Here is a 17,710-nt window from a genome sequence, read left to right as displayed (position 1 = left end):
TTTTAGGGAGATCGGGTATGGACAGGTGCGCATGGGCTGGCAGCGATCCAAAAATGCAGGCCTATCATGATACGGAATGGGGCGTGCCTGAATGGGATGGCCGTGCCCTATGGGAAAAGCTGATCCTTGACGGGTTTCAGGCAGGTCTGTCGTGGTCAACCATTCTGAACAAGCGTGATGCGTTTCGCGCGGCCTTCCAAGGCTTTGATCCCAAAGTGATTTCCATGTGGGGTGATGCAGACATCGAAAGGCTGCTGCAAGACAAAGGTATCGTGCGACACCGTGGGAAAATTGCCGCCACCATCGGCAAGGCGCAGGCCTACCTGCGAATTGAAGCACGCGATGGCTTTGCCTCTTTTGTGTGGTCCCATGTCGGTGGCGTCCCGCGGCAAAACGCATTTGATCGTGAAAATCTGAGGCCGACACAGACGTCTGAAAGCGAAAAACTCTCTAAAAGTCTAAAGAAAGAGGGCTTCAAATTTTGCGGTCCGACGATTGTTTATGCGTGGATGCAAGCCTGCGGGTTGGTGAACGATCACGAAGTCAGTTGCCCGCAACATCGGCGCTGCGCTGATCTTGGGGTCCGGCCAGAAGGGTTTTGATCATGTCCTTGGCGGAGGGGCTGGCCCAGTCTGCATCGCCAGTCATGCGTGCAATTTCACGGCCAGATGGATCGATGATGATGGTAACAGGCAGGCCAAGCACGGCCATATCACGCGCAAGGGCTTGTTTGGCGTCTTGATGACGGGGCAGATTGCCGACGCCGACTTCCTTGAAGAATGACTTGATTCCCATGGGGTTGTTGCGCCCGGTGGCGATTGTCACCACTTCAAAATCGTCCCCGCCGAATTCACTTTGCAATTCTGACAGCATCGGCATCTCTTTGCGGCAGGGCGCGCACCATGTGGCCCAAAAATTCACGACCGTGTATTTTCCCGCATACTCCTGTAAGGTCAGCTCGGCACCTTCGGAAGACGTAAACGCCACGCTTGAGACAGGTGTGGGGGCGCTGCGAAATTGCAGCTTTTTCATTGAGCCATCAAGCAACCCTGCAGCACCGCTGTAATCGCGCGCCTGCGCGGTTTCATTGGCGGGGGCAGATGCGTCTTGGCTGGCCAGAAAGCCCACCACTGCGATTGCACCGATGCCAAGCCCAAGATAAAGGGGGTTCAAACCGAAAAGACGCATATTTCTACCTCGAAGGGCTTTTGCACGATGTCAGACAAATCCTCAAACCAGATGTGGGGTGGCCGTTTTGCCGCTGGTAACTCGGATATCATGCAAGCAATTAATGCGAGCATTGATTTTGACCAGCGGATGGCGGCGCAAGATATTGCAGGCTCAAGGGCCCATGCCGCAATGTTGGGCGCCACAGGCATTGTGACACCTAACGAGGCGGAAGCGATGCGTGAAGGGCTTCTCACAGTCTTGTCAGAGATTGAAACAGGAAAGTTTCCGTTCTCCAAAGAGCTTGAGGACATTCACATGAATGTGGAAGCCCGCCTGAAAGAGGTGATCGGCGAACCTGCAGGCCGCCTTCACACGGGGCGGTCGCGCAATGATCAGGTGGCGACGGACTTTAAGCTGTGGGTGCGTGATCAGTTCGATGCGGTGGATGCGGCGCTTGTCAGGCTTATGCAAGCCTTCCTTGGGCAAGCAGAGGCGGGTGCCGATTGGGTCATGCCCGGGTTCACCCATCTGCAAGTCGCGCAGCCCGTTACGTGGGGCCATCACATGATGGCCTATGTCGAGATGCTGGCGCGGGATCGTTCGCGATTTGCCGATGCGCGCGCGCGGATGAATACCTCGCCACTCGGATCGGCGGCACTGGCTGGCACGGGATTTCCGATTGATCGCGATATGACGGCGAAGGCGCTTGGGTTTGACCGCCCGACAGCCAATTCGCTGGACGCGGTAAGTGACCGCGACTTTGCGCTGGAATTCCTAAGCTGCGCGAGCATCTGCGCCATGCACCTGAGCCGCTTTGCAGAAGAGCTTGTGATCTGGTCGACCGCGCAGTTCAATTTTGTGCGCATCAGTGATGAGTGGTCTACAGGCAGCAGTATTATGCCGCAAAAGCGCAACCCTGATGCGGCTGAATTGCTTCGCTCCAAGATCGGGCGGATTTTTGGGGCGAATGTCGCACTGATGACGGTGATGAAGGGCCTGCCGCTGGCCTATTCGAAAGACATGCAAGAAGACAAAGAGCAAGTGTTTGATGCTGCCGACAACCTGATGTTGTCGCTTGCTGTCATGGACGGGATGGTGCGGGATATGACCGCGAATGTGGAGGCGCTGGAAGCAGCGGCCGCCACAGGGTTCAGCACCGCGACGGATCTGGCCGATTGGCTGGTGCGCGAATTGAACCTGCCGTTTCGCGATGCCCACCATGTCACGGGCGCTTTGGTTGCGATGGCCGAAAAGCAGGGGTGCGATTTGCCTGACTTGACGCTTGCACAGATGAAGTCAGTTCATGATCAGATTACGGATGATGTGTTTGGTGTTTTGGGCGTACATAATTCAGTTGCATCGCGCACGTCGTTTGGCGGAACAGCACCAAGCGAGGTACGCAAGCAGATTGCGGCTTGGAAGGAGATTTTGGAATGAAGAAATTGATTGTCTTGGCGGCTTTGGCGCTGGCGGCGTGCGGTGCGGACGGCGAACCTGTGAAACCCACAGGCGGCGTAAATGTGAACGTTGGGCCTAACGGTGTGCGCACATCGGCAAGTGTCGGGGCCAAAGCGGGTCCTGTGAACGTGCGGATCGGGCTGTAACATGCGCTGGTTGTTTTTGGCGCTGGCGGTCTGGGGCACGATCCATCCGATGTATTATTTCATCAGCTGGTTTGAGGCCGAAGGATATGCGCTTGGCCCGATGGTAGACGCATGGCACGCCAATGACGCCAGCAGTGGTCTGGTTTGGGATCTGACTGTTGCCGCCGTTGCGCTGACGGTATGGGTTATTTATGAGGCCGCGACGACCCGAATGTGGCGCTATCTTCTGGTGATCCCTGCCACGTTTTGCATCGGGGTCAGCTGTGGATTGCCGCTTTATGCTTTTTTCAAATTGTCTCCTGCGGCCGCGCGGGTCTGAGCGTCTGGACGATATAGCCTATGGATCACTTCCTTTACCGTGATGGCCAGTTGATGGCCGAAGATGTGCCTGTTGCGCAGATTGCAGCACAGGTCGGCACGCCGTTTTATGTCTATTCCAGCGCCACGCTGTTGCGGCACTTCGCCCTGTTTGACGATGCGCTTTCGGGCATCGATCACCTTGTGTGTTTTGCGATGAAGTCCAACAGCAACCAAGCGGTTCTCAAGCTGCTTGGCGATGCAGGGGCCGGCATGGATGTTGTGTCAGGTGGTGAATACATGCGCGCAAAAGCGGCGGGTGTATCGGGTGACAAGATTGTGTTTTCAGGCGTCGGCAAAACGGCTGATGAGATGCGTCTGGCGCTTGAAGGCGGGGTGCGCCAATTCAACGTGGAAAGCGAGCCAGAGATGGAGGTGCTATCGGCAGTTGCGACCTCGATGGGTGTAGAAGCGCCGATTACGGTGCGGGTGAACCCCGATGTGGACGCCAAAACCCACGAGAAGATCAGCACAGGCAAAAAAGGTGATAAATTTGGCATCCCGATTGAACGGGCGTCAGAAGTGTATGCCCGTGCGGCGGCTTTGCCTGGTTTGAAGGTGGTTGGCATTGATGTGCACATCGGCAGCCAGTTGACCCAGTTGGAGCCATTTGAGCTGGCCTATAACAAAGTGCGTGAGCTGACCAAACAGTTGCGCGCAGAGGGCCATGAGATCATCCGCCTTGATCTGGGTGGTGGTCTGGGCATCCCTTATGCACAAGCCAGCAACGAGGCACCGCCCCTGCCGACCGACTATGGTGCGATGGTCAAACGTGTTTTTGACGGCTTGGATGTTGAGATCGAGATTGAGCCGGGCCGTCTGATCAGTGGAAACGCGGGTCTTATGGTTAGCAAAGTGATTTATGTGAAGGACGGCGGCGACCGCGAATTCCTGATCATTGATGGCGCGATGAACGATTTGATCCGCCCTGCGATGTATGGGGCCTACCACGATATTATTCCCGTGATAGAGCCTGCGGCTGGAACGGAACAAACGCCCTATGATATAGTCGGACCTGTTTGCGAAAGCGGCGACACCTTTACCAAGGGTCGCCATATGGCCCTGCTGAAAGCGGATGATCTTATCGCGTTTCGCAGCGCGGGGGCATACGGCGCGGTGATGTCGTCGGAGTATAATTCGCGCCCGTTGATCCCGGAGGTTTTGGTGCAAGGCGATCAATTTGCGGTTATCCGTCCACGTCCGACCTTTGACGAGATGATAAATCGAGATACCATCCCCGAATGGCTCTGATACGCTATCCTGCGTGCCGAGCAACGGGAACGCGATATGAGTGATCAGCCAAGACTGCCGAAATCAGCCCTGCGCGCTGCCATCTGGACGCGCCGCGGCATGGTGGCAGAACGCGTGACCCGTGCATTCTGGCCGCTTTGGACAGTTCTTTTTGCCACGGCTGCGTGTCTTATGATGGGGCTTCAGGATGCGTTGCCGGCCGAAGGCATATGGGCGTTTGGTGCGCTTGCCCTAGGTGCAGGTGTCTGGGCGCTTGTTTTTGGTGTCCGTCATTATCAAAGCCCGACAGGCCAAGAAGCGTTGGACCGTTTGGACAGCACCTTGCGCGGCAAACCCATCGCGGCGCTATTGGATGAACAGGCCATTGGTGCGGGCGACACGGCATCCGAAGGGGTCTGGCAGGCTCATCTGGAGCGAATGGCCGACAAAGTCTCTGCTGCGAAGGCGCCACAGCCTGATTTGCGGATTTCTGACCGCGACCCTTATGGGCTGCGCTTTGTTGCGGTGATCGGCTTGGCTGTTGCGGTGCTGTTTGGCTCGGTCAGTCGGATCGCTTCGGTGACAGATGCGACGATTGGCAACCCTGCCCTTGCGGCGGGGCCAACTTGGGAGGGGTGGGTTGAGCCACCAGCCTACACAGGAAAGCCGACTCTGTATTTGAACGACATTAATGGCGAAGCGTTTCGCGCCCCCCAAGGATCGCGCATCACCCTCCGTCTTTATGGTGAGGTGGGCGCATTGGACGTGGCTGAAACAGTCTCTGGCCGCCCCATTTTAGCAGATGATGATGCCCCTGTAGAACCAGTGCAGACCTTTGATTTGACCAAAAGCGGCACCCTTGCGATCGAAGGCCAAGGTGGGCGCAGCTGGAGTGTTGTGGTCGAGCCAGATCAACCGCCGTCGGTTATAGTGTCGGCCCCGCTTGAAAGCGAGGCGGATGGCACGATGCGACAGCTGTTTATGGCCCGTGATGATTATGGCGTGGTTTCGGGAACAGGCACCATCACCCTTGACCTGACCGCCGTAGAGCGGCGCCACGGGTTGATTGCTGCGCCCGAAGACCGTGCGCCGCTGGTTGTTGATCTGCCCATGACGATCACCGGGGATCGCACCCAATTCGAAGAGGTGCTGCAAGATAATTTCAGTGAATATGCCTATGCCAATCTGCCTGTGATTTTGCAGTTGGAGGTGCAGGACGACCTTGGACAGACTGCGCAATCTGCGGCGGTGAAGATGATTTTGCCTGGCCGTCGGTTTTTTGATCCGATGGCGGCCGCCATTATCGAGCAGCGCCGTGATTTGCTTTGGAACCGCGAGAATGGGCCGCGCGTCGCCCAAATTTTGCGGGCGGTGTCGTATCTTCCCGATGATATATTCCGGTCTGAAACAGCCTATCTGCGTCTGCGGTTTATCTTGCGCCGCATCGAAGCGCTTGCCCCCTACGGCATGACAGATGAACAGGTCGAAGAGGTTTCGACGGCGATGTGGGACTTGGCCCTGCTGCTAGAAGAAGGCGATCTTGAAGATGCGCGTGAGCGGTTGCGCCGTGCACAGGAACGTTTGTCCGAGGCCATGCGCAATGGTGCGTCGGATGAGGAAATCGCCGAGTTGATGCAAGAATTGCGCGACGCGTCGCGTGACTACATCCGCCAGTTGGCGCAAGAACAGCAGCGCAATGGCGAGGACCAACAGCAAGCCCAGAACGGCCAAAGTCAGGAACTGTCGGCAGATCAGCTTCAACAGATGATGGATGAAATCCAGCGCCTGATGGAAGAAGGCCGCATGGCCGAGGCGCAGGAGTTGATGGAACAGCTGAACCAGATGATGGAAAACATGCGTGTCACCCAAGGCCAGCAGGGCGGCGAGGGTGAGCAGGCGATGGAAGGACTGGCCGAGACGTTGCGGGACCAGCAAGGGTTGTCGGATCAGGCCTTCCGCGATCTGCAAGAGCAGTTTAATCCCGATGCCCAAGCTGGTGAAAACCAAGGTAACGAAGGCCGCAACGGTGCCCAAGGCCAAGGCGAAAGCCATGAGGGCCAACAAGGGCAGGGCCAAGGCAACAACAGTCAAGGGCAGCAGGGTGGCCAAGGACAACAGCCAGGACAACAGCAAGGCCAGCAGCAGGGAGAGGGCGGTCAGGACGGCGAAGGCGGCTTGGAAGGTGATCTTGCCGATCGTCAGCAAGCCCTGCGTCAGGAGCTTAATCAGCAACGCGGCAATCTGCCCGGCGCTGGAACGGAAGCAGGCGACGCTGCACGCGATGCGCTTGGCCGCGCCGAAGGCGCAATGGAGAATGCAGAGGATGCGCTGCGGGGCGGCGATCTGGCGGAAGCGATTGATCAGCAATCACGCGCGATGGAAGCCTTGCGCGAAGGAATGCGCAGTCTGGGTGAGGCGATGGCAGAACAGCAACAACAGCAAGGCCAAGGTCAGCAACAAAACCAGCAAGCTGGTGAAGGCGGTGACAACCGAAGCCGCGACCCGCTTGGACGCGACCGCGGCAATCAGGGCAATGTTGGCACGGGTGAAGACTTGCTGCAGGGCGAAGATGTTTACCGTCGCGCACGCGAGTTGCTGGACGAAATCCGCCGCCGTTCGGGTGAGGGCGAACGCCCCGAGGTGGAACTTGAATACCTCAAGCGACTGCTGGAAAGGTTCTAGGCCTTAGTTATCGGCGGGGGCGTCCACGCTGTTTACCGCGTCTGTCGCGCTTTCCATCCAGCCTGTGATGACGCCCCCAATGGAGGCCAGAACGCCGTCCAGCATCAGGCGGAAGCCATCCACGGCAGATGTGTAGCTATCAAGCACGCCGCCAAGCGCGGGAACCAGCGCCTTGATCTGCGGCGCAAACAAATAAAGCGCGATGAGCAGGGCAAACATAAGCAGCACGCCAATGAAACCTGTCCTGAACCCTTTGCGTTTTTTCGCTTCGACTTTTTCGGGGTCGTAGCTTTCGCCGTTTTCGTCGGCCCCTTCGCCGTTGCTGAGGGTCGAGTTGATTTCTTCGATGTCGGGCAACAACTCGCGTCTGGAGGTGCCGCGTTCTCCTGCGGCGGCAACCGCTCCTGCGCCAACGGCGGCGATCTCTTCGGGGTCGATCCCCTTAAGTTTGGACAGCCTGTCGCGGACCTCTGCCTCGCGTGGGGTTTCGCCCGCGTCCAACCCAAGATCGGGTTGCGTTTCAAAGTCGGTTGTATCGGCAGCGCGCATCTGTGCTGCAAATTCGGCCTCCTGCCGCAAAATCTCTTCGGCCTCGGGCGACATCGTTGGCTGCGGCGGCGTGGCTTGAGGCTGCTCGTCTTTTGGGTCTGGCGGTGCGTCTTGAGCGTCGGCTTCTTCAGGCTCTGCTACTGGAACATCGATCGTAGGTTCGATCACCGATGCGCTTTGGGGATTGTCCGCTTGATCCGTTTGAGGCGGCTCAAACCCTGCGGGCATTTGAAACCAGGTTGTGTTGCAATTTGAGCATTGCACATCTCTGCCGCCATCGGGAATGACGTCATCTGGCACCTCGTAGGTCGCCCCGCAATTTGGACACACCAGTCTCATTCTGCCCCTTTCGCCGTCGTTTGCCGACGGAACTACCGTTTAATTTTTTATATTTACGGAACAATTCCGCATGCGCAACGGTATTGAGCCTCTTGAGTGATTGAAACTGAGGACTGTGTGCGGCATGAAACAGATACAGGAAACGGGCCACAAGGACGATCCGTTGTGATTACATTGCAAAATGCGAGCTACGCTTACGGTGCAGACGCGCTGCTTGAGGGGATGTCGCTTGAGCTATCGCAAGGTTCGTTTCATTTTTTGACGGGGCCATCGGGTGCCGGAAAATCGACATTTCTCAAGCTGCTCTACGCTGAATTGCGCGCGACATCAGGCGCGGTGCATCTGTTTGGACAAGACGCCCGCACGATGGACCGCGACGAGGTTGCAGGTGTGCGACAGCGTATCGGCGTTGTTCATCAGGATTGTCAGTTTCTCGATCATCTGACGATTGCAGAGAATGTTGCCCTGCCGTTGATGGTGCAGGGCAAACGCGCGGGTGCTGACCTTTTGGATTTGCTGGCGTGGGTCGGATTGAATGACCGTGTGAATGCCAAACCGCCAGAGCTTTCTGGTGGGGAGCGCCAGCGTGCCGCGTTGGCCCGTGCCGTCATCTTATCGCCAGATGTGATTTTGGCTGACGAGCCGACAGGAAATATTGATTGGGAGATGTCCCAAAAGGTTCTGCAGCTGCTGGTAGAGCTTAACCGCATGGGAAAGACGGTGATGGTGGCCACCCACGATATTGCGTTGATCCGCGCCGCCAAGCCCCAAGTCGCATCGCGTGTGCTGCGTATTCAGAACCGTCACCTTCACCTTGCAGGGGCCGACCTATGAGCGGCCTGCTGGATATGGCGCAAAGCCTGATCAGGCCGCAGGGCGCGTCGGATACGGTCGTGCCGCCTACAGGGTTCACGGCACGCCTGACCGTTTTTGTCAGCGCCGCTATGGCGTTTCTGGCGGTGTTTGCTTTGGCGTTGACGGTGTCTGCAAACCGTTTGGCAGACCGTTGGGCATCAGAGTTGGCAGAAAGCGCCACGGTCCGCATTTCGGCCCCGCCGGCAGAGGTTGAAATTCAGGTCGCCGCGGTCTTGCGGGTTCTGGACCAAACCGCGGGCGTTGCCAGCGCCCGAATTTTGACCACCGAAGAGCAGCGCGCGCTGTTGGCGCCGTGGTTTGGCCCTGATGTGCCGCTGGATACGCTTCCTGTTCCCACGCTGGTGGAGGTGATCCAAGACGGGGATGGGTTTGATGCCGAAGGGTTGCGATTGCGCCTGTCGACCGAAGCGCCTGGCGCTGTTTTGGATGATCACACCCGCTGGCGCGCGCCGTTGGTGCAGGCGGCCAGTCGCTTGAACTTTTTGGGCTGGCTTGCGGTGATTTTGATCGGTGCGACAACGGGTGCCATGATAACCCTTGCCGCCAATGCAGCTTTGGCCGCCAATGCACAGGTGATCACCGTGTTGCGTCTTGTTGGTGCCCACGATCGTTTCATCGCGCAGGCCTTTGTGCGCCGTTTTACGCTGCGCACTATTTTGGGTGCGGGCATTGGCACGCTTATCGGATTGGTTGCTGTGATTGCGCTACCCAATGGCCCTGATGACGGGTTCCTCACGGGCTTGGGCTTTTCGGGGGCGGGATGGTTGCTGCCGCTTACCTTGCCGATCCTGGGGGGAATTGTTGCATTCTTTGCCACACGTGCAGCTGCGGACCGTACATTGAAAGGACTTCGTTAATGTTCGCCACGCTTCGGTCGCTGCTTTTTTTAGGGCAAATGTATTTTATGATGCCTGTGATCGGTCTGTTGTGGCTGCCTTGGGCGCTGGTCAGCAGGCGTGGTGCGCGCGCAGGATGCAAGGCGTTTTCCTACTGGGTGTTCTGGACGGCCCGATGGATGGTGGGGATCAAGACAGAAGTGCGTGGCGAGGTGCCAAGCGGCGAGGTTGTTGTGGCCGCCAAGCACCAGTCATTCCTTGATATCATGATGATCTTTACCGCACTGCCAGAGGCGCGGTTCATCATGAAAAAAGAGATCCTGTGGACACCTGTCATCGGGGTCTACGCATGGCGGCTTGATTGCATTGCTGTGGATCGCGGCAAGAAGGTGCAGGCCATTGAAAAAATGATCAAGGATGTGGCAGATGGCACCAAACATCCCGGTCAGTTGATTATCTATCCGCAAGGCACCCGCGTCGTTCCCGGGGTCAAAAAACCCTATAAGGTCGGCACCGCGGTGATCTATGATCAGCTTCAGCAACCCTGTGCGCCCGTTGCGACAAACGTTGGTGTTTTTTGGCCGCGCACCGGTATTCGCCGCACGCCGGGGACGGCGGTCGTGGAATTTTTGCCGATGATCGAAGCAGGCTTGCCGGTTGATGTGTTCCGCGAACGGTTGGAGGCCGAGGTCGAGACGGCATCTGACAAACTGCTTGAAGAGGCCGGTTTTGACCCACACATCCATACGTAGCGTTGAAGATCTTGAAGCGATATACGGCGCGCCTGCCGAAGCATCACTTCTTAAGGTCGCGGACCATCTGACGCCGCTTTACCGCGCGTGGGTCATGGCCTCCAAGTTTTGTGTTGTGGCCACGGTAGGGGATGAAGGCACGGACGCAAGCCCGCGTGGCGATGCCGGACCAGTGGTGAGCGAACTTGATCCAAAAACCCTGCTCATGCCCGATTGGCGCGGCAACAATCGTATTGATACCCTGCGCAACATTGTGCGGGACGGACGGATCAGTCTGATGTTTATGGTGCCCCCATCGAACAATGTGGTGCGGGTAAATGGCATGGCAGTGGTCAGTCAGGACCAAGACTTGATCGAAAGGTTCGAACAGGCAGGCAAACATCCAAGAACGGTCATTGTGATTACAATTGGCGAAATCTATACCCAATGTGCGCGGGCCTTGATGCGGTCCGCGCTTTGGTCGCCTGCCGAGATGCCGGATCTGCCAAGCATCGGTGAAATCGTCAAAGAACAAAAGGCCAGCTTTGATGCCAAATCCTACGATGAAGGATGGGCGGCGCGGGCAAAGGATACCATGTGGTAGCCAAAATACTCGGCTTTATCTGCGGCGCAGGTGATTGATTGAAATCATGAGGCTCACTGAGGTAGGTTCAAGACTTGGGATACGGCTTTGCCATCATTAACCGTCGTTTGAGGGCGATGAAGCGGGCAGCAGTGCGCGTTTTGCCATACTGGTGCCGCCCGCGTTAAGCGGCCAGTCCACGCGATCCGATTGTCAGGAATTTTTGACGGCGATCTTTGACCAGATCGTCACCCGATTTGCCTGAAAGCTCTGCCAGCATTTTCTCGATGGCGCCTTTGACCAGCTCAATCGTATCCGCGCGGTGACGGTGCGCACCGCCCAATGGCTCGGGGATCACGCGATCACAAATGCCAAGTTCGGCCAGATCCTTGGCCGTCAGGCGCAGGGCTTCGGCCGCTTCACGCATCTTTTCTGCGTCTTTCCAAAGGATCGAGGCGCAGCCTTCGGGGCTAATGACCGAATAGACCGAGTGTTCCAGCATGGCCAAACGGTTGGCCGTGGCAAAGGCAACCGCGCCGCCAGACCCGCCTTCGCCGATGATCAGTGAAATCAGCGGCACTTTGATTTGCAAACACTTCTCGGTGGAGCGCGCGATGGCTTCAGACTGACCGCGCTCTTCTGCCCCTTTTCCGGGATAGGCGCCCGGCGTATCGACAAGGGTAATAACGGGCAGTCCGAACTTATCAGCCATGTCCATCAGGCGGATCGCTTTGCGATATCCTTCGGGGCGCGCCATGCCGAAATTGCGTTCGATCCGCGATTTGGTGTCGTTGCCTTTTTCATGACCGATGACCAAGACAGGTTTGCCATCAAAACGGGCCAAGCCGCCCATCACAGCATGATCGTCACCAAAGGCGCGATCCCCTGCAAGCGGGGTATATTCTGTAAAAAGCGCGTCGATATAGTCTTGGCAGTGGGGGCGTTGCGGATGACGGGCCACCTGGCATTTCCGCCAAGGGGTCAGATCCTTGTAGAGATCAACCAGCATATCGGCCGCTTTTTGATCCAGTGCTGCGGCTTCTTTCGAGATATCCATCTCGTCGTTTGATCGGGCCATGGCGCGAAGTTCTTCGGCCTTGCCTTCGATTTCAGCGAGCGGCTTTTCAAAATCAAGATAATTGGTCACGCGCGTCAGCTCCACTTTGGTTTCGTGTTATATGGCCCTTAGGCAAAGCCGATGCAACTGCGCAAGGATTGTGCTATGATTGGACATGGTGACCTTAAAAGCCGACACCGAGATAAGCCAAGACCAACATGACGGGTTGGCCCATTTACGCGCACGTATTTCAGCCTGCGCTGATGCCAATGGAATTGTGTTGGAAGAAACAGTGAAATGGGGACAGCCGTCTTTCAAGGCGCTAAACGGCACACCCGTGCGGATTGGCACGCCCAAGTCGGGTGGTTTCGGTCTGTTTGTATCGTGTTCAAGCACGGTGATTGCCGACTATGCCGCCACGTTTGAGGGGCGTTTTGATGGCAATCGAGGGGTGCTCTTCGAAAGTGTCGCAGAGGCCGAAAGCCAGCCTCTGGAAATGTTATTGATGCGGGCGTTCCGCTATCACGAAAAACCTTAGCCTTTTGCGATCATCTCGGATTGTTTGACGATCACTTCCGCCTGCTTGATGCTGGCGATGTCCACCAAGCGGCCTTTGTAAACTGTTGCGCCTTCGCCATTTGCTTTGGCTTGTTCCATGGCCGCCAGAATTTCGCGGGCTTCGGCAACGGCTTCTGCCGACGGGGTGAACACTTCATTGGCCAAGCCGATTTGTTTGGGGTGGATGGCCCATTTGCCGACCATGCCCAGTGTGGCCGAACGTTTGGCCTGTGCGATATAGCCATCGTCATCGCTGAAATCACCGAAAGGCCCGTCAACGGGCAGAACGCCATGCGTGCGGCAGGCCGCAACAATGGCTGTTTGGGCCCAGTGCCACGGATCGGACCAGTGCTTAACGCCTTCGCGCAGCATGTAATAGTCTTCCTGCGTGCCACCGATGCCGGTGGTTTGCATGCCCATCGAGGCGGCAAAATCCGCAGCACCAAGTGACATGGCTTGCATACGTGGGCTGGCCGCTGCGATCTCTTCGACGTGCGCAATGCCCGCAGCACTTTCGATGATCACCTCAAACCCGATGCGTTTGGTGCGGCCTTTCGCGGCCTCAACCGCCGTGACAAGCGCATCAACTGCATAGATATCAGCGGCGCATCCGACTTTGGGGATCATGATCTGGTCCAGACGGTCGCCTGCGTTTTCCAGCAGGTCCACAACGTCACGATACCAGTACGGTGTGTCCAGACCGTTGATCCGAACGCTGAGATGTTTGGTGTTCCAGTCCACATCATTGATCGCTTCAATCGCATTTTTGCGGGCGATGTCTTTGTCGGACGGCGCAACGCTATCTTCCAAATCGACATTGATGACGTCTGCAGCACTTGCGGCCATTTTCTCAAAAAGTTTTGTGTTCGAGGCTGGCCCAAACAATTGGCAGCGATTGGGGCGTGCGACGGGGGCAGGTTGCAGCGTGAACGACATTTCTGAATTCCTTGGGTAATGATGTTTCGCATAAGGGTTGGCTTTGGGTAGATTATTGCGCGAATTGCTGCAAGTGCTATTTCGCAGATGCAGCATGAAGAATGATGCATCTCTGCCCGAAATATGAAGGGGCCGCGCACGAAAATTCTGGAAAAATAAAAATAACGGTAAAATATTGCAGAATATTTGAGTTACTTAGGAAAAAACTGGAGGTCTGCCATGATTCAAACACCATATCTGCTGTTCTTGGGCGATGCGCCTGATCAACTTGCCGCAAAAGTCGCGCGTGGTATCGCCGATTGGCGTCCTGAAAACAGCGTCGGACAATACCGCATGGCTGGATGCGGTGCGGATGTTGGTCTGACTGATATGACGCTGGAAAAGGGGCTGGCCGCAGGGGCAAAGACGCTTGTTATCGGTGTCGCGAACCGTGGTGGCGTGATCAGTGACGCGTGGAAAGAGATCCTCGTGAAGGCGCTTCAGATGGGGTATGATGTCGCCTCGGGCCTGCATAACCTTTTGCGAGATGAAAACGAGTTGATGAGTGCCGCACGCGTGAGTGGCCGCACCCTGTTTGACGTGCGTATTCCATCGGTGGCCTATCCGATTGCAAACGGCAAGAAACGAAGTGGCAAACGTGTGCTAGCCGTTGGCACCGATTGTTCCGTTGGCAAGATGTACACTGGTCTGTGCATGGATGCGGAGATGCGGAAGCGCGGCATGAAATCGACATTCCGCCCGACCGGCCAAACGGGGATCTTGATCACCGGGGGTGGTGTGCCCCTTGATGCCGTGGTTGCGGATTTCATGGCCGGTGCGGTCGAATACCTTACACCTGATAACGACGATGATCATTGGGACCATATCGAAGGGCAAGGCTCGCTTTTCCATGTGTCTTACTCTGGTGTGACGATGGCGCTTATTCATGGTGGTCAGCCTGATGCGTTGATCCTTGCGCATGAGCCGACCCGCACGCACATGCGTGGCTTGCCTGAATATGATCTGCCCTCTCTTGGCGTCCTTCGGGACACGGCGTTGCCACTGGCACGTGTGGCAAACCCTGCGTGTCAGGTCGCAGGTGTATCGGTGAATACGCAGCACATGGGCGAGGACGAAGCCTGCAGTTATCTGGAGAAGGTTGAAGCCGAAATGGGCTTGCCAACGACCGATCCTTATCGCTTTGGTGCAGGTAAGCTTGTGGATGCGCTGGAGACGCTATGATCACTGTTACGCCCGATACATTCCAACTGGCTCAGGTCTTTACCATCAGTCGCGGGTCGCGCACCGAAGCTAAGGTTTTGACGGTGCGGATTGAACGCGGTGGCGTCACGGGGTGGGGCGAATGTGTGCCATACGCCCGATACGGCGAAACCTTGGAAAGCGTCGCTGACGAAATCGCGGCGCTGCCCGATACGATCACACGCGATATGCTGGAGCAGATGCTATCGCCAGGTGCGGCCCGTAATGCCGTGGACTGCGCGCTATGGGACTTGGAAGCCAAGCAGGAAGGCTGCCGCGTTTGGGATTTGATCGGGCAAACAGAGCCGACACCCATGACAACCGCTTATACGTTATCGTTGGATACGCCTGAAAACATGCAGGCACAGGCGACGCAAAATGCGCATCGTCCGCTTCTTAAGATCAAACTTGGCACGGCGGATGATATGCCGCGCCTTGAGGCTGTGCGCGCTGGTGCGCCAGATACGCCGATCATCATTGATGCGAACGAAGGCTGGACCGCAGAGGTATATTCCGAACTTGCGCCGCATTTGATCCGTCTGGGCGTTCAAATGGTCGAGCAGCCCTTGCCTGCAGGTGCCGATGATATGTTGGCCGAAATAGAACGCCCTTTGCCCGTATGTGCGGATGAAAGCTGCCATGACCGGGGCAGCTTACCTGCGCTAAAGGGCAAATATGATATGGTTAATATCAAGCTGGACAAAACGGGTGGCCTTACCGAAGCGCTGGAATTGCGTGATGCCGCCCGTGCCGAAGGCTATCAGGTGATGGTTGGCTGCATGGTTGGATCATCTCTTGCAATGGCCCCTGCGACGATCATTGCACAGGGCGCGGAGGTGGTTGATCTTGACGGGCCGCTTCTTCTGGCCGAAGACCGTAAAGACCCACTTTTGTTTGATGCGCAGGGCGTTCATGCCCCGAGCGCGACCCTCTGGGGATAGGAGACCAACGATGAGCCGCACAGTTTACGTTAACGGGGCATATGTGCCTGAAGAAGAAGCAACCGTCTCGGTCTTTGACCGTGGCTTTCTTTTTGCCGATGGCGTTTATGAGGTCACATCCGTTCTGGGTGGCAAGCTGATCGACTTTGATGGCCACGCTGTGCGCCTCGAACGCTCGCTGAACGAGTTGGAGATGAAGAATCCGACCAGCAAAGACGAGCTTTTGGAAATTCACCGTCAGTTGGTTGAACGTAACGATATCGACGACGGTCTGGTTTACCTTCAAATCACACGTGGTGCGGCAGACCGTGATTTTGCCTACCCCAAAGATGCAGAGCCAACGATTGTTTTGTTCACCCAAGCCAAGCGGGGGCTGGCCGATAGCCCTTTGGCGCAAACGGGTATGAAAGTCATCAGCATCGAAGATCAAAGATGGGGGCGCCGTGATATCAAAACGGTCCAACTTCTCTACCCGTCGATGGGCAAGATGATGGCCAAGGCTGCGGGTGCAGATGATGCGTGGATGGTCGAAGACGGTTTTGTCACCGAAGGCACCAGCAACAACGCCTATATCGTCAAAGATGGCGTGCTTATCACGCGGCACCTGGGCAACGAGATTTTGCACGGAATTACCCGCAAAGCGGTTCTGAAATTCGCGGAAGAAGCCCAGATCAAGGTCGAGGAACGCCCCTTCACCTTGGCAGAGGCGCAAGACGCAGATGAGGCCTTTATCACCAGCGCTTCGACGTTTGTCATGCCTGTGGTTGAAATCGACGGTGGACCTGTTGGCACAGGCGAAGTGGGCGAAGTCGCGCGCCGTCTGCGCGAGATTTATCTAAGTGAGAGCCTTAAGGCGGCTGTCTAACCGCCGCCTCACTTCCCGATTTCCGACGATGCTTACCCGTGGCTTTTTTTGAAGGCGTCTTTGGCCGCGTCTGACGCATCAGTTTGGAAGTTCGCTTTCCATTCGGCACTGCTCATCCCGTAGAAGGCTTCACGGCCTTCTTCTTTGGACATCTCGATCCCGCGTTCATTTGCAGCTTCCTGATACCAACGACTCAGGCAGTTTCGGCAAAACCCGGCAAGGTTCATCATGTCGATGTTCTGCACATCGGTGCGTTCTTCCATCAGGTGTTTTTGAAGGCGGCGAAAGGCTGCGGCTTCCAGTTCTATTTTGGTTTGGGCGTCCATTGGGGGTCTCCTATCCGTTGATTATAAAGTGGTGTCGGTCAAAACCTCTTCAAGGATCGGCGCAAGGCGATGTGCCCAAGCGCTTTGATCGTCGGGGGTTTCGATCAGATCATTGCGGATTTCGATCAGGATGTTGGCGCGGCCGTGTTTCAGCGCGTGGGTGTCAATCGCATCACCGGGCAGGTGGCCCGAATAGGGTTGGTTGTCACCGATGGTCAGATCCGTTTCATTGGAAAGACGCTCAAGAAGGGGGTGCGCCAAGCGTGTGTCTTGCGAGGTATACAGCACGCCGATTTCCCAAGGGCGTTTGGGTCGCCCTGCAAGCTGCGGTGTAAAGCTGTGAATGGCCAGAATGGCGCGGGCGTTTTCCTGAGCGGCGAGCCCTGCGTAGGCACGGTGATAGGGCCGGTAGCATCTTTCGAGACGTTCGTTCAGATCGTCCGCGGTTGCCCTGCGGTTTGCGGGGATCAAAGTGCCATCATAAAGTCGCATCAAAAGGGTTGGATCGTCCTCGCCGCGGTTTGGATCAATCACAAGCCGTGAGAAATTCGAGGCGATGACAGGTGAACCCAACAAGTCGCCCAATACTTGGCATACACCCAAAGCACCAACGTCATATGCAATGTGGCGGTTCATATCTGCGGCGGGCAAACCCAGATCGCCGCCGTTGACAAATGGGGGCACGGTGTTGGTGGCATGGTCACAGGTGATCAGCCATTGGCCCTTCCGGTTTTCCCCATGAATTTCGTATGGTGAATATGTCATCAAGCGCGCACCCTCTTTCATTTACTCTTAGGGGAGTTGTAGAGAAATGGAAATTGGTTCATAACG

General features: G+C 56.5%; 20 protein-coding genes. 14 read left to right on the top strand and 6 right to left on the bottom strand.

Annotation, left to right across the window (positions count from 1 at the left end; genetic code table 11):
• Positions 1–17: 17 nt before the first annotated feature.
• Entirely contained in the window at positions 18–602 is a 585-nt protein-coding gene (locus L1065_RS06300; protein WP_237094624.1) for a DNA-3-methyladenine glycosylase I, read from the top strand.
• Here the strand turns inward: L1065_RS06300 and L1065_RS06295 are convergent.
• Complete coding sequence (locus L1065_RS06295) at positions 544–1,188, bottom strand: TlpA disulfide reductase family protein (protein ID WP_237094623.1); 645 nt, start codon at positions 1,186–1,188, stop codon at positions 544–546. The two genes, L1065_RS06300 and L1065_RS06295, sit on opposite strands and share 59 nt — an antisense overlap.
• Positions 1,189–1,215: 27 nt before the next feature.
• On the opposite strand from L1065_RS06295, the gene argH reads away from it, so the two are divergent.
• The 5 genes from argH to L1065_RS06270 are packed head-to-tail and all read left to right on the top strand — an operon-like array spanning position 1,216 to position 7,043.
• Entirely contained in the window at positions 1,216–2,607 is a 1,392-nt protein-coding gene (gene argH, locus L1065_RS06290; protein WP_237094622.1) for an argininosuccinate lyase, read from the top strand.
• On the top strand, positions 2,604–2,774 hold the full coding sequence (locus L1065_RS06285; RefSeq protein WP_237094621.1) for a hypothetical protein: 171 nt from the start codon (positions 2,604–2,606) through the stop codon (positions 2,772–2,774). Before argH ends, L1065_RS06285 begins: the two co-directional genes overlap by 4 nt.
• 1 nt (position 2,775) lies before the next feature.
• Entirely contained in the window at positions 2,776–3,093 is a 318-nt protein-coding gene (locus tag L1065_RS06280) for a DUF2834 domain-containing protein (RefSeq protein ID WP_237094620.1), read from the top strand.
• A gap of 20 nt (positions 3,094–3,113) precedes the next feature.
• Complete coding sequence (gene lysA / locus L1065_RS06275; RefSeq protein WP_237094619.1) at positions 3,114–4,382, top strand: diaminopimelate decarboxylase; 1,269 nt, start codon at positions 3,114–3,116, stop codon at positions 4,380–4,382.
• Between the two features lie 36 nt (positions 4,383–4,418).
• Positions 4,419–7,043 carry a TIGR02302 family protein gene (locus tag L1065_RS06270; RefSeq protein ID WP_237094618.1) on the top strand — a complete coding sequence of 875 codons (2,625 nt, stop codon included), beginning with the start codon at positions 4,419–4,421 and terminating at the stop codon, positions 7,041–7,043.
• A 3-nt stretch (positions 7,044–7,046) separates the two neighbouring features.
• Here L1065_RS06270 and L1065_RS06265 read toward each other — a convergent pair whose 3' ends face one another.
• Positions 7,047–7,931: a zinc-ribbon domain-containing protein gene (locus L1065_RS06265; RefSeq protein WP_237094617.1), complete on the bottom strand. Its 885-nt coding sequence runs from the start codon at positions 7,929–7,931 to the stop codon at positions 7,047–7,049.
• 165 nt (positions 7,932–8,096) lie between these two features.
• Between L1065_RS06265 and L1065_RS06260 the strand changes: the two genes are divergently transcribed.
• Genes L1065_RS06260 through L1065_RS06245 form a run of 4 tightly spaced genes read left to right on the top strand, consistent with a single transcriptional unit; the run spans position 8,097 to position 10,978 of the window.
• Positions 8,097–8,765, top strand: a complete 669-nt coding sequence (locus L1065_RS06260) for an ATP-binding cassette domain-containing protein (RefSeq protein ID WP_237094616.1) — start codon at positions 8,097–8,099, stop codon at positions 8,763–8,765.
• Complete coding sequence (locus L1065_RS06255; protein WP_237094615.1) at positions 8,762–9,664, top strand: ABC transporter permease; 903 nt, start codon at positions 8,762–8,764, stop codon at positions 9,662–9,664. Before L1065_RS06260 ends, L1065_RS06255 begins: the two co-directional genes overlap by 4 nt.
• Complete coding sequence (locus L1065_RS06250) at positions 9,664–10,395, top strand: 1-acyl-sn-glycerol-3-phosphate acyltransferase (RefSeq protein ID WP_237094614.1); 732 nt, start codon at positions 9,664–9,666, stop codon at positions 10,393–10,395. Before L1065_RS06255 ends, L1065_RS06250 begins: the two co-directional genes overlap by 1 nt.
• Entirely contained in the window at positions 10,373–10,978 is a 606-nt protein-coding gene (locus tag L1065_RS06245; protein ID WP_237094613.1) for a pyridoxamine 5'-phosphate oxidase family protein, read from the top strand. Before L1065_RS06250 ends, L1065_RS06245 begins: the two co-directional genes overlap by 23 nt.
• A 163-nt stretch (positions 10,979–11,141) precedes the next feature.
• Here L1065_RS06245 and L1065_RS06240 read toward each other — a convergent pair whose 3' ends face one another.
• The gene (locus L1065_RS06240; protein WP_237094612.1) at positions 11,142–12,104 is read right to left on the bottom strand and encodes an acetyl-CoA carboxylase carboxyltransferase subunit alpha; all 963 of its coding nucleotides are present in this window, start codon (positions 12,102–12,104) and stop codon (positions 11,142–11,144) included.
• 79 nt (positions 12,105–12,183) lie between these two features.
• On the opposite strand from L1065_RS06240, the gene L1065_RS06235 reads away from it, so the two are divergent.
• Entirely contained in the window at positions 12,184–12,552 is a 369-nt protein-coding gene (locus tag L1065_RS06235; RefSeq protein WP_237094611.1) for a DUF1801 domain-containing protein, read from the top strand.
• On the opposite strand, the gene L1065_RS06230 is transcribed toward L1065_RS06235, so the two are convergent.
• Positions 12,549–13,508 carry an L-malyl-CoA/beta-methylmalyl-CoA lyase gene (locus tag L1065_RS06230; RefSeq protein WP_237094610.1) on the bottom strand — a complete coding sequence of 320 codons (960 nt, stop codon included), beginning with the start codon at positions 13,506–13,508 and terminating at the stop codon, positions 12,549–12,551. The two genes, L1065_RS06235 and L1065_RS06230, sit on opposite strands and share 4 nt — an antisense overlap.
• A gap of 219 nt (positions 13,509–13,727) precedes the next feature.
• On the opposite strand from L1065_RS06230, the gene dgcN reads away from it, so the two are divergent.
• The 3 genes from dgcN to L1065_RS06215 are packed head-to-tail and all read left to right on the top strand — an operon-like array spanning position 13,728 to position 16,553.
• Positions 13,728–14,729, top strand: a complete 1,002-nt coding sequence (gene dgcN / locus L1065_RS06225) for an N-acetyltransferase DgcN (protein WP_237094609.1) — start codon at positions 13,728–13,730, stop codon at positions 14,727–14,729.
• Positions 14,726–15,688 carry an N-acetyl-D-Glu racemase DgcA gene (gene dgcA / locus L1065_RS06220; protein ID WP_237094608.1) on the top strand — a complete coding sequence of 321 codons (963 nt, stop codon included), beginning with the start codon at positions 14,726–14,728 and terminating at the stop codon, positions 15,686–15,688. Before dgcN ends, dgcA begins: the two co-directional genes overlap by 4 nt.
• Positions 15,689–15,698: 10 nt before the next feature.
• Complete coding sequence (locus L1065_RS06215) at positions 15,699–16,553, top strand: D-amino-acid transaminase (protein WP_237094607.1); 855 nt, start codon at positions 15,699–15,701, stop codon at positions 16,551–16,553.
• 32 nt (positions 16,554–16,585) lie between these two features.
• Here the strand turns inward: L1065_RS06215 and L1065_RS06210 are convergent, their stop codons facing one another.
• Both L1065_RS06210 and L1065_RS06205 read right to left on the bottom strand, forming a co-directional pair.
• Positions 16,586–16,879: a DUF1244 domain-containing protein gene (locus L1065_RS06210; protein ID WP_237094606.1), complete on the bottom strand. Its 294-nt coding sequence runs from the start codon at positions 16,877–16,879 to the stop codon at positions 16,586–16,588.
• A 21-nt stretch (positions 16,880–16,900) separates the two neighbouring features.
• The gene (locus L1065_RS06205) at positions 16,901–17,644 is read right to left on the bottom strand and encodes an N-formylglutamate amidohydrolase (RefSeq protein ID WP_237094605.1); all 744 of its coding nucleotides are present in this window, start codon (positions 17,642–17,644) and stop codon (positions 16,901–16,903) included.
• Positions 17,645–17,710: the final 66 nt, after the last annotated feature.

This window comes from Nereida sp. MMG025 (assembly GCF_021654165.1).
Taxonomy (GTDB): Bacteria; Pseudomonadota; Alphaproteobacteria; order Rhodobacterales; family Rhodobacteraceae; genus Nereida.
This window is presented reverse-complemented; position numbering and strand designations above follow the sequence as displayed.

What these genes read in the sequence shown, in the direction of transcription:
- lysA (WP_237094619.1), top strand. Translation starts at nt 3,114, where the DNA reads ATGGATCACTTCCTTTACCGTGATGGCCAGTTGATGGCCGAAGATGTG.
- argH (WP_237094622.1), top strand. Translation starts at nt 1,216, where the DNA reads ATGTCAGACAAATCCTCAAACCAGATGTGGGGTGGCCGTTTTGCCGCT.
- L1065_RS06280 (WP_237094620.1), top strand. Translation starts at nt 2,776, where the DNA reads ATGCGCTGGTTGTTTTTGGCGCTGGCGGTCTGGGGCACGATCCATCCG.
- L1065_RS06230 (WP_237094610.1), bottom strand. Translation starts at nt 13,508, where the DNA reads ATGTCGTTCACGCTGCAACCTGCCCCCGTCGCACGCCCCAATCGCTGC.
- dgcN (WP_237094609.1), top strand. Translation starts at nt 13,728, where the DNA reads ATGATTCAAACACCATATCTGCTGTTCTTGGGCGATGCGCCTGATCAA.
- L1065_RS06210 (WP_237094606.1), bottom strand. Translation starts at nt 16,879, where the DNA reads ATGGACGCCCAAACCAAAATAGAACTGGAAGCCGCAGCCTTTCGCCGC.
- L1065_RS06265 (WP_237094617.1), bottom strand. Translation starts at nt 7,931, where the DNA reads ATGAGACTGGTGTGTCCAAATTGCGGGGCGACCTACGAGGTGCCAGAT.
- L1065_RS06205 (WP_237094605.1), bottom strand. Translation starts at nt 17,644, where the DNA reads ATGACATATTCACCATACGAAATTCATGGGGAAAACCGGAAGGGCCAA.
- L1065_RS06300 (WP_237094624.1), top strand. Translation starts at nt 18, where the DNA reads ATGGACAGGTGCGCATGGGCTGGCAGCGATCCAAAAATGCAGGCCTAT.
- L1065_RS06285 (WP_237094621.1), top strand. Translation starts at nt 2,604, where the DNA reads ATGAAGAAATTGATTGTCTTGGCGGCTTTGGCGCTGGCGGCGTGCGGT.
- L1065_RS06250 (WP_237094614.1), top strand. Translation starts at nt 9,664, where the DNA reads ATGTTCGCCACGCTTCGGTCGCTGCTTTTTTTAGGGCAAATGTATTTT.
- dgcA (WP_237094608.1), top strand. Translation starts at nt 14,726, where the DNA reads ATGATCACTGTTACGCCCGATACATTCCAACTGGCTCAGGTCTTTACC.
- L1065_RS06255 (WP_237094615.1), top strand. Translation starts at nt 8,762, where the DNA reads ATGAGCGGCCTGCTGGATATGGCGCAAAGCCTGATCAGGCCGCAGGGC.
- L1065_RS06215 (WP_237094607.1), top strand. Translation starts at nt 15,699, where the DNA reads ATGAGCCGCACAGTTTACGTTAACGGGGCATATGTGCCTGAAGAAGAA.
- L1065_RS06270 (WP_237094618.1), top strand. Translation starts at nt 4,419, where the DNA reads ATGAGTGATCAGCCAAGACTGCCGAAATCAGCCCTGCGCGCTGCCATC.
- L1065_RS06295 (WP_237094623.1), bottom strand. Translation starts at nt 1,188, where the DNA reads ATGCGTCTTTTCGGTTTGAACCCCCTTTATCTTGGGCTTGGCATCGGT.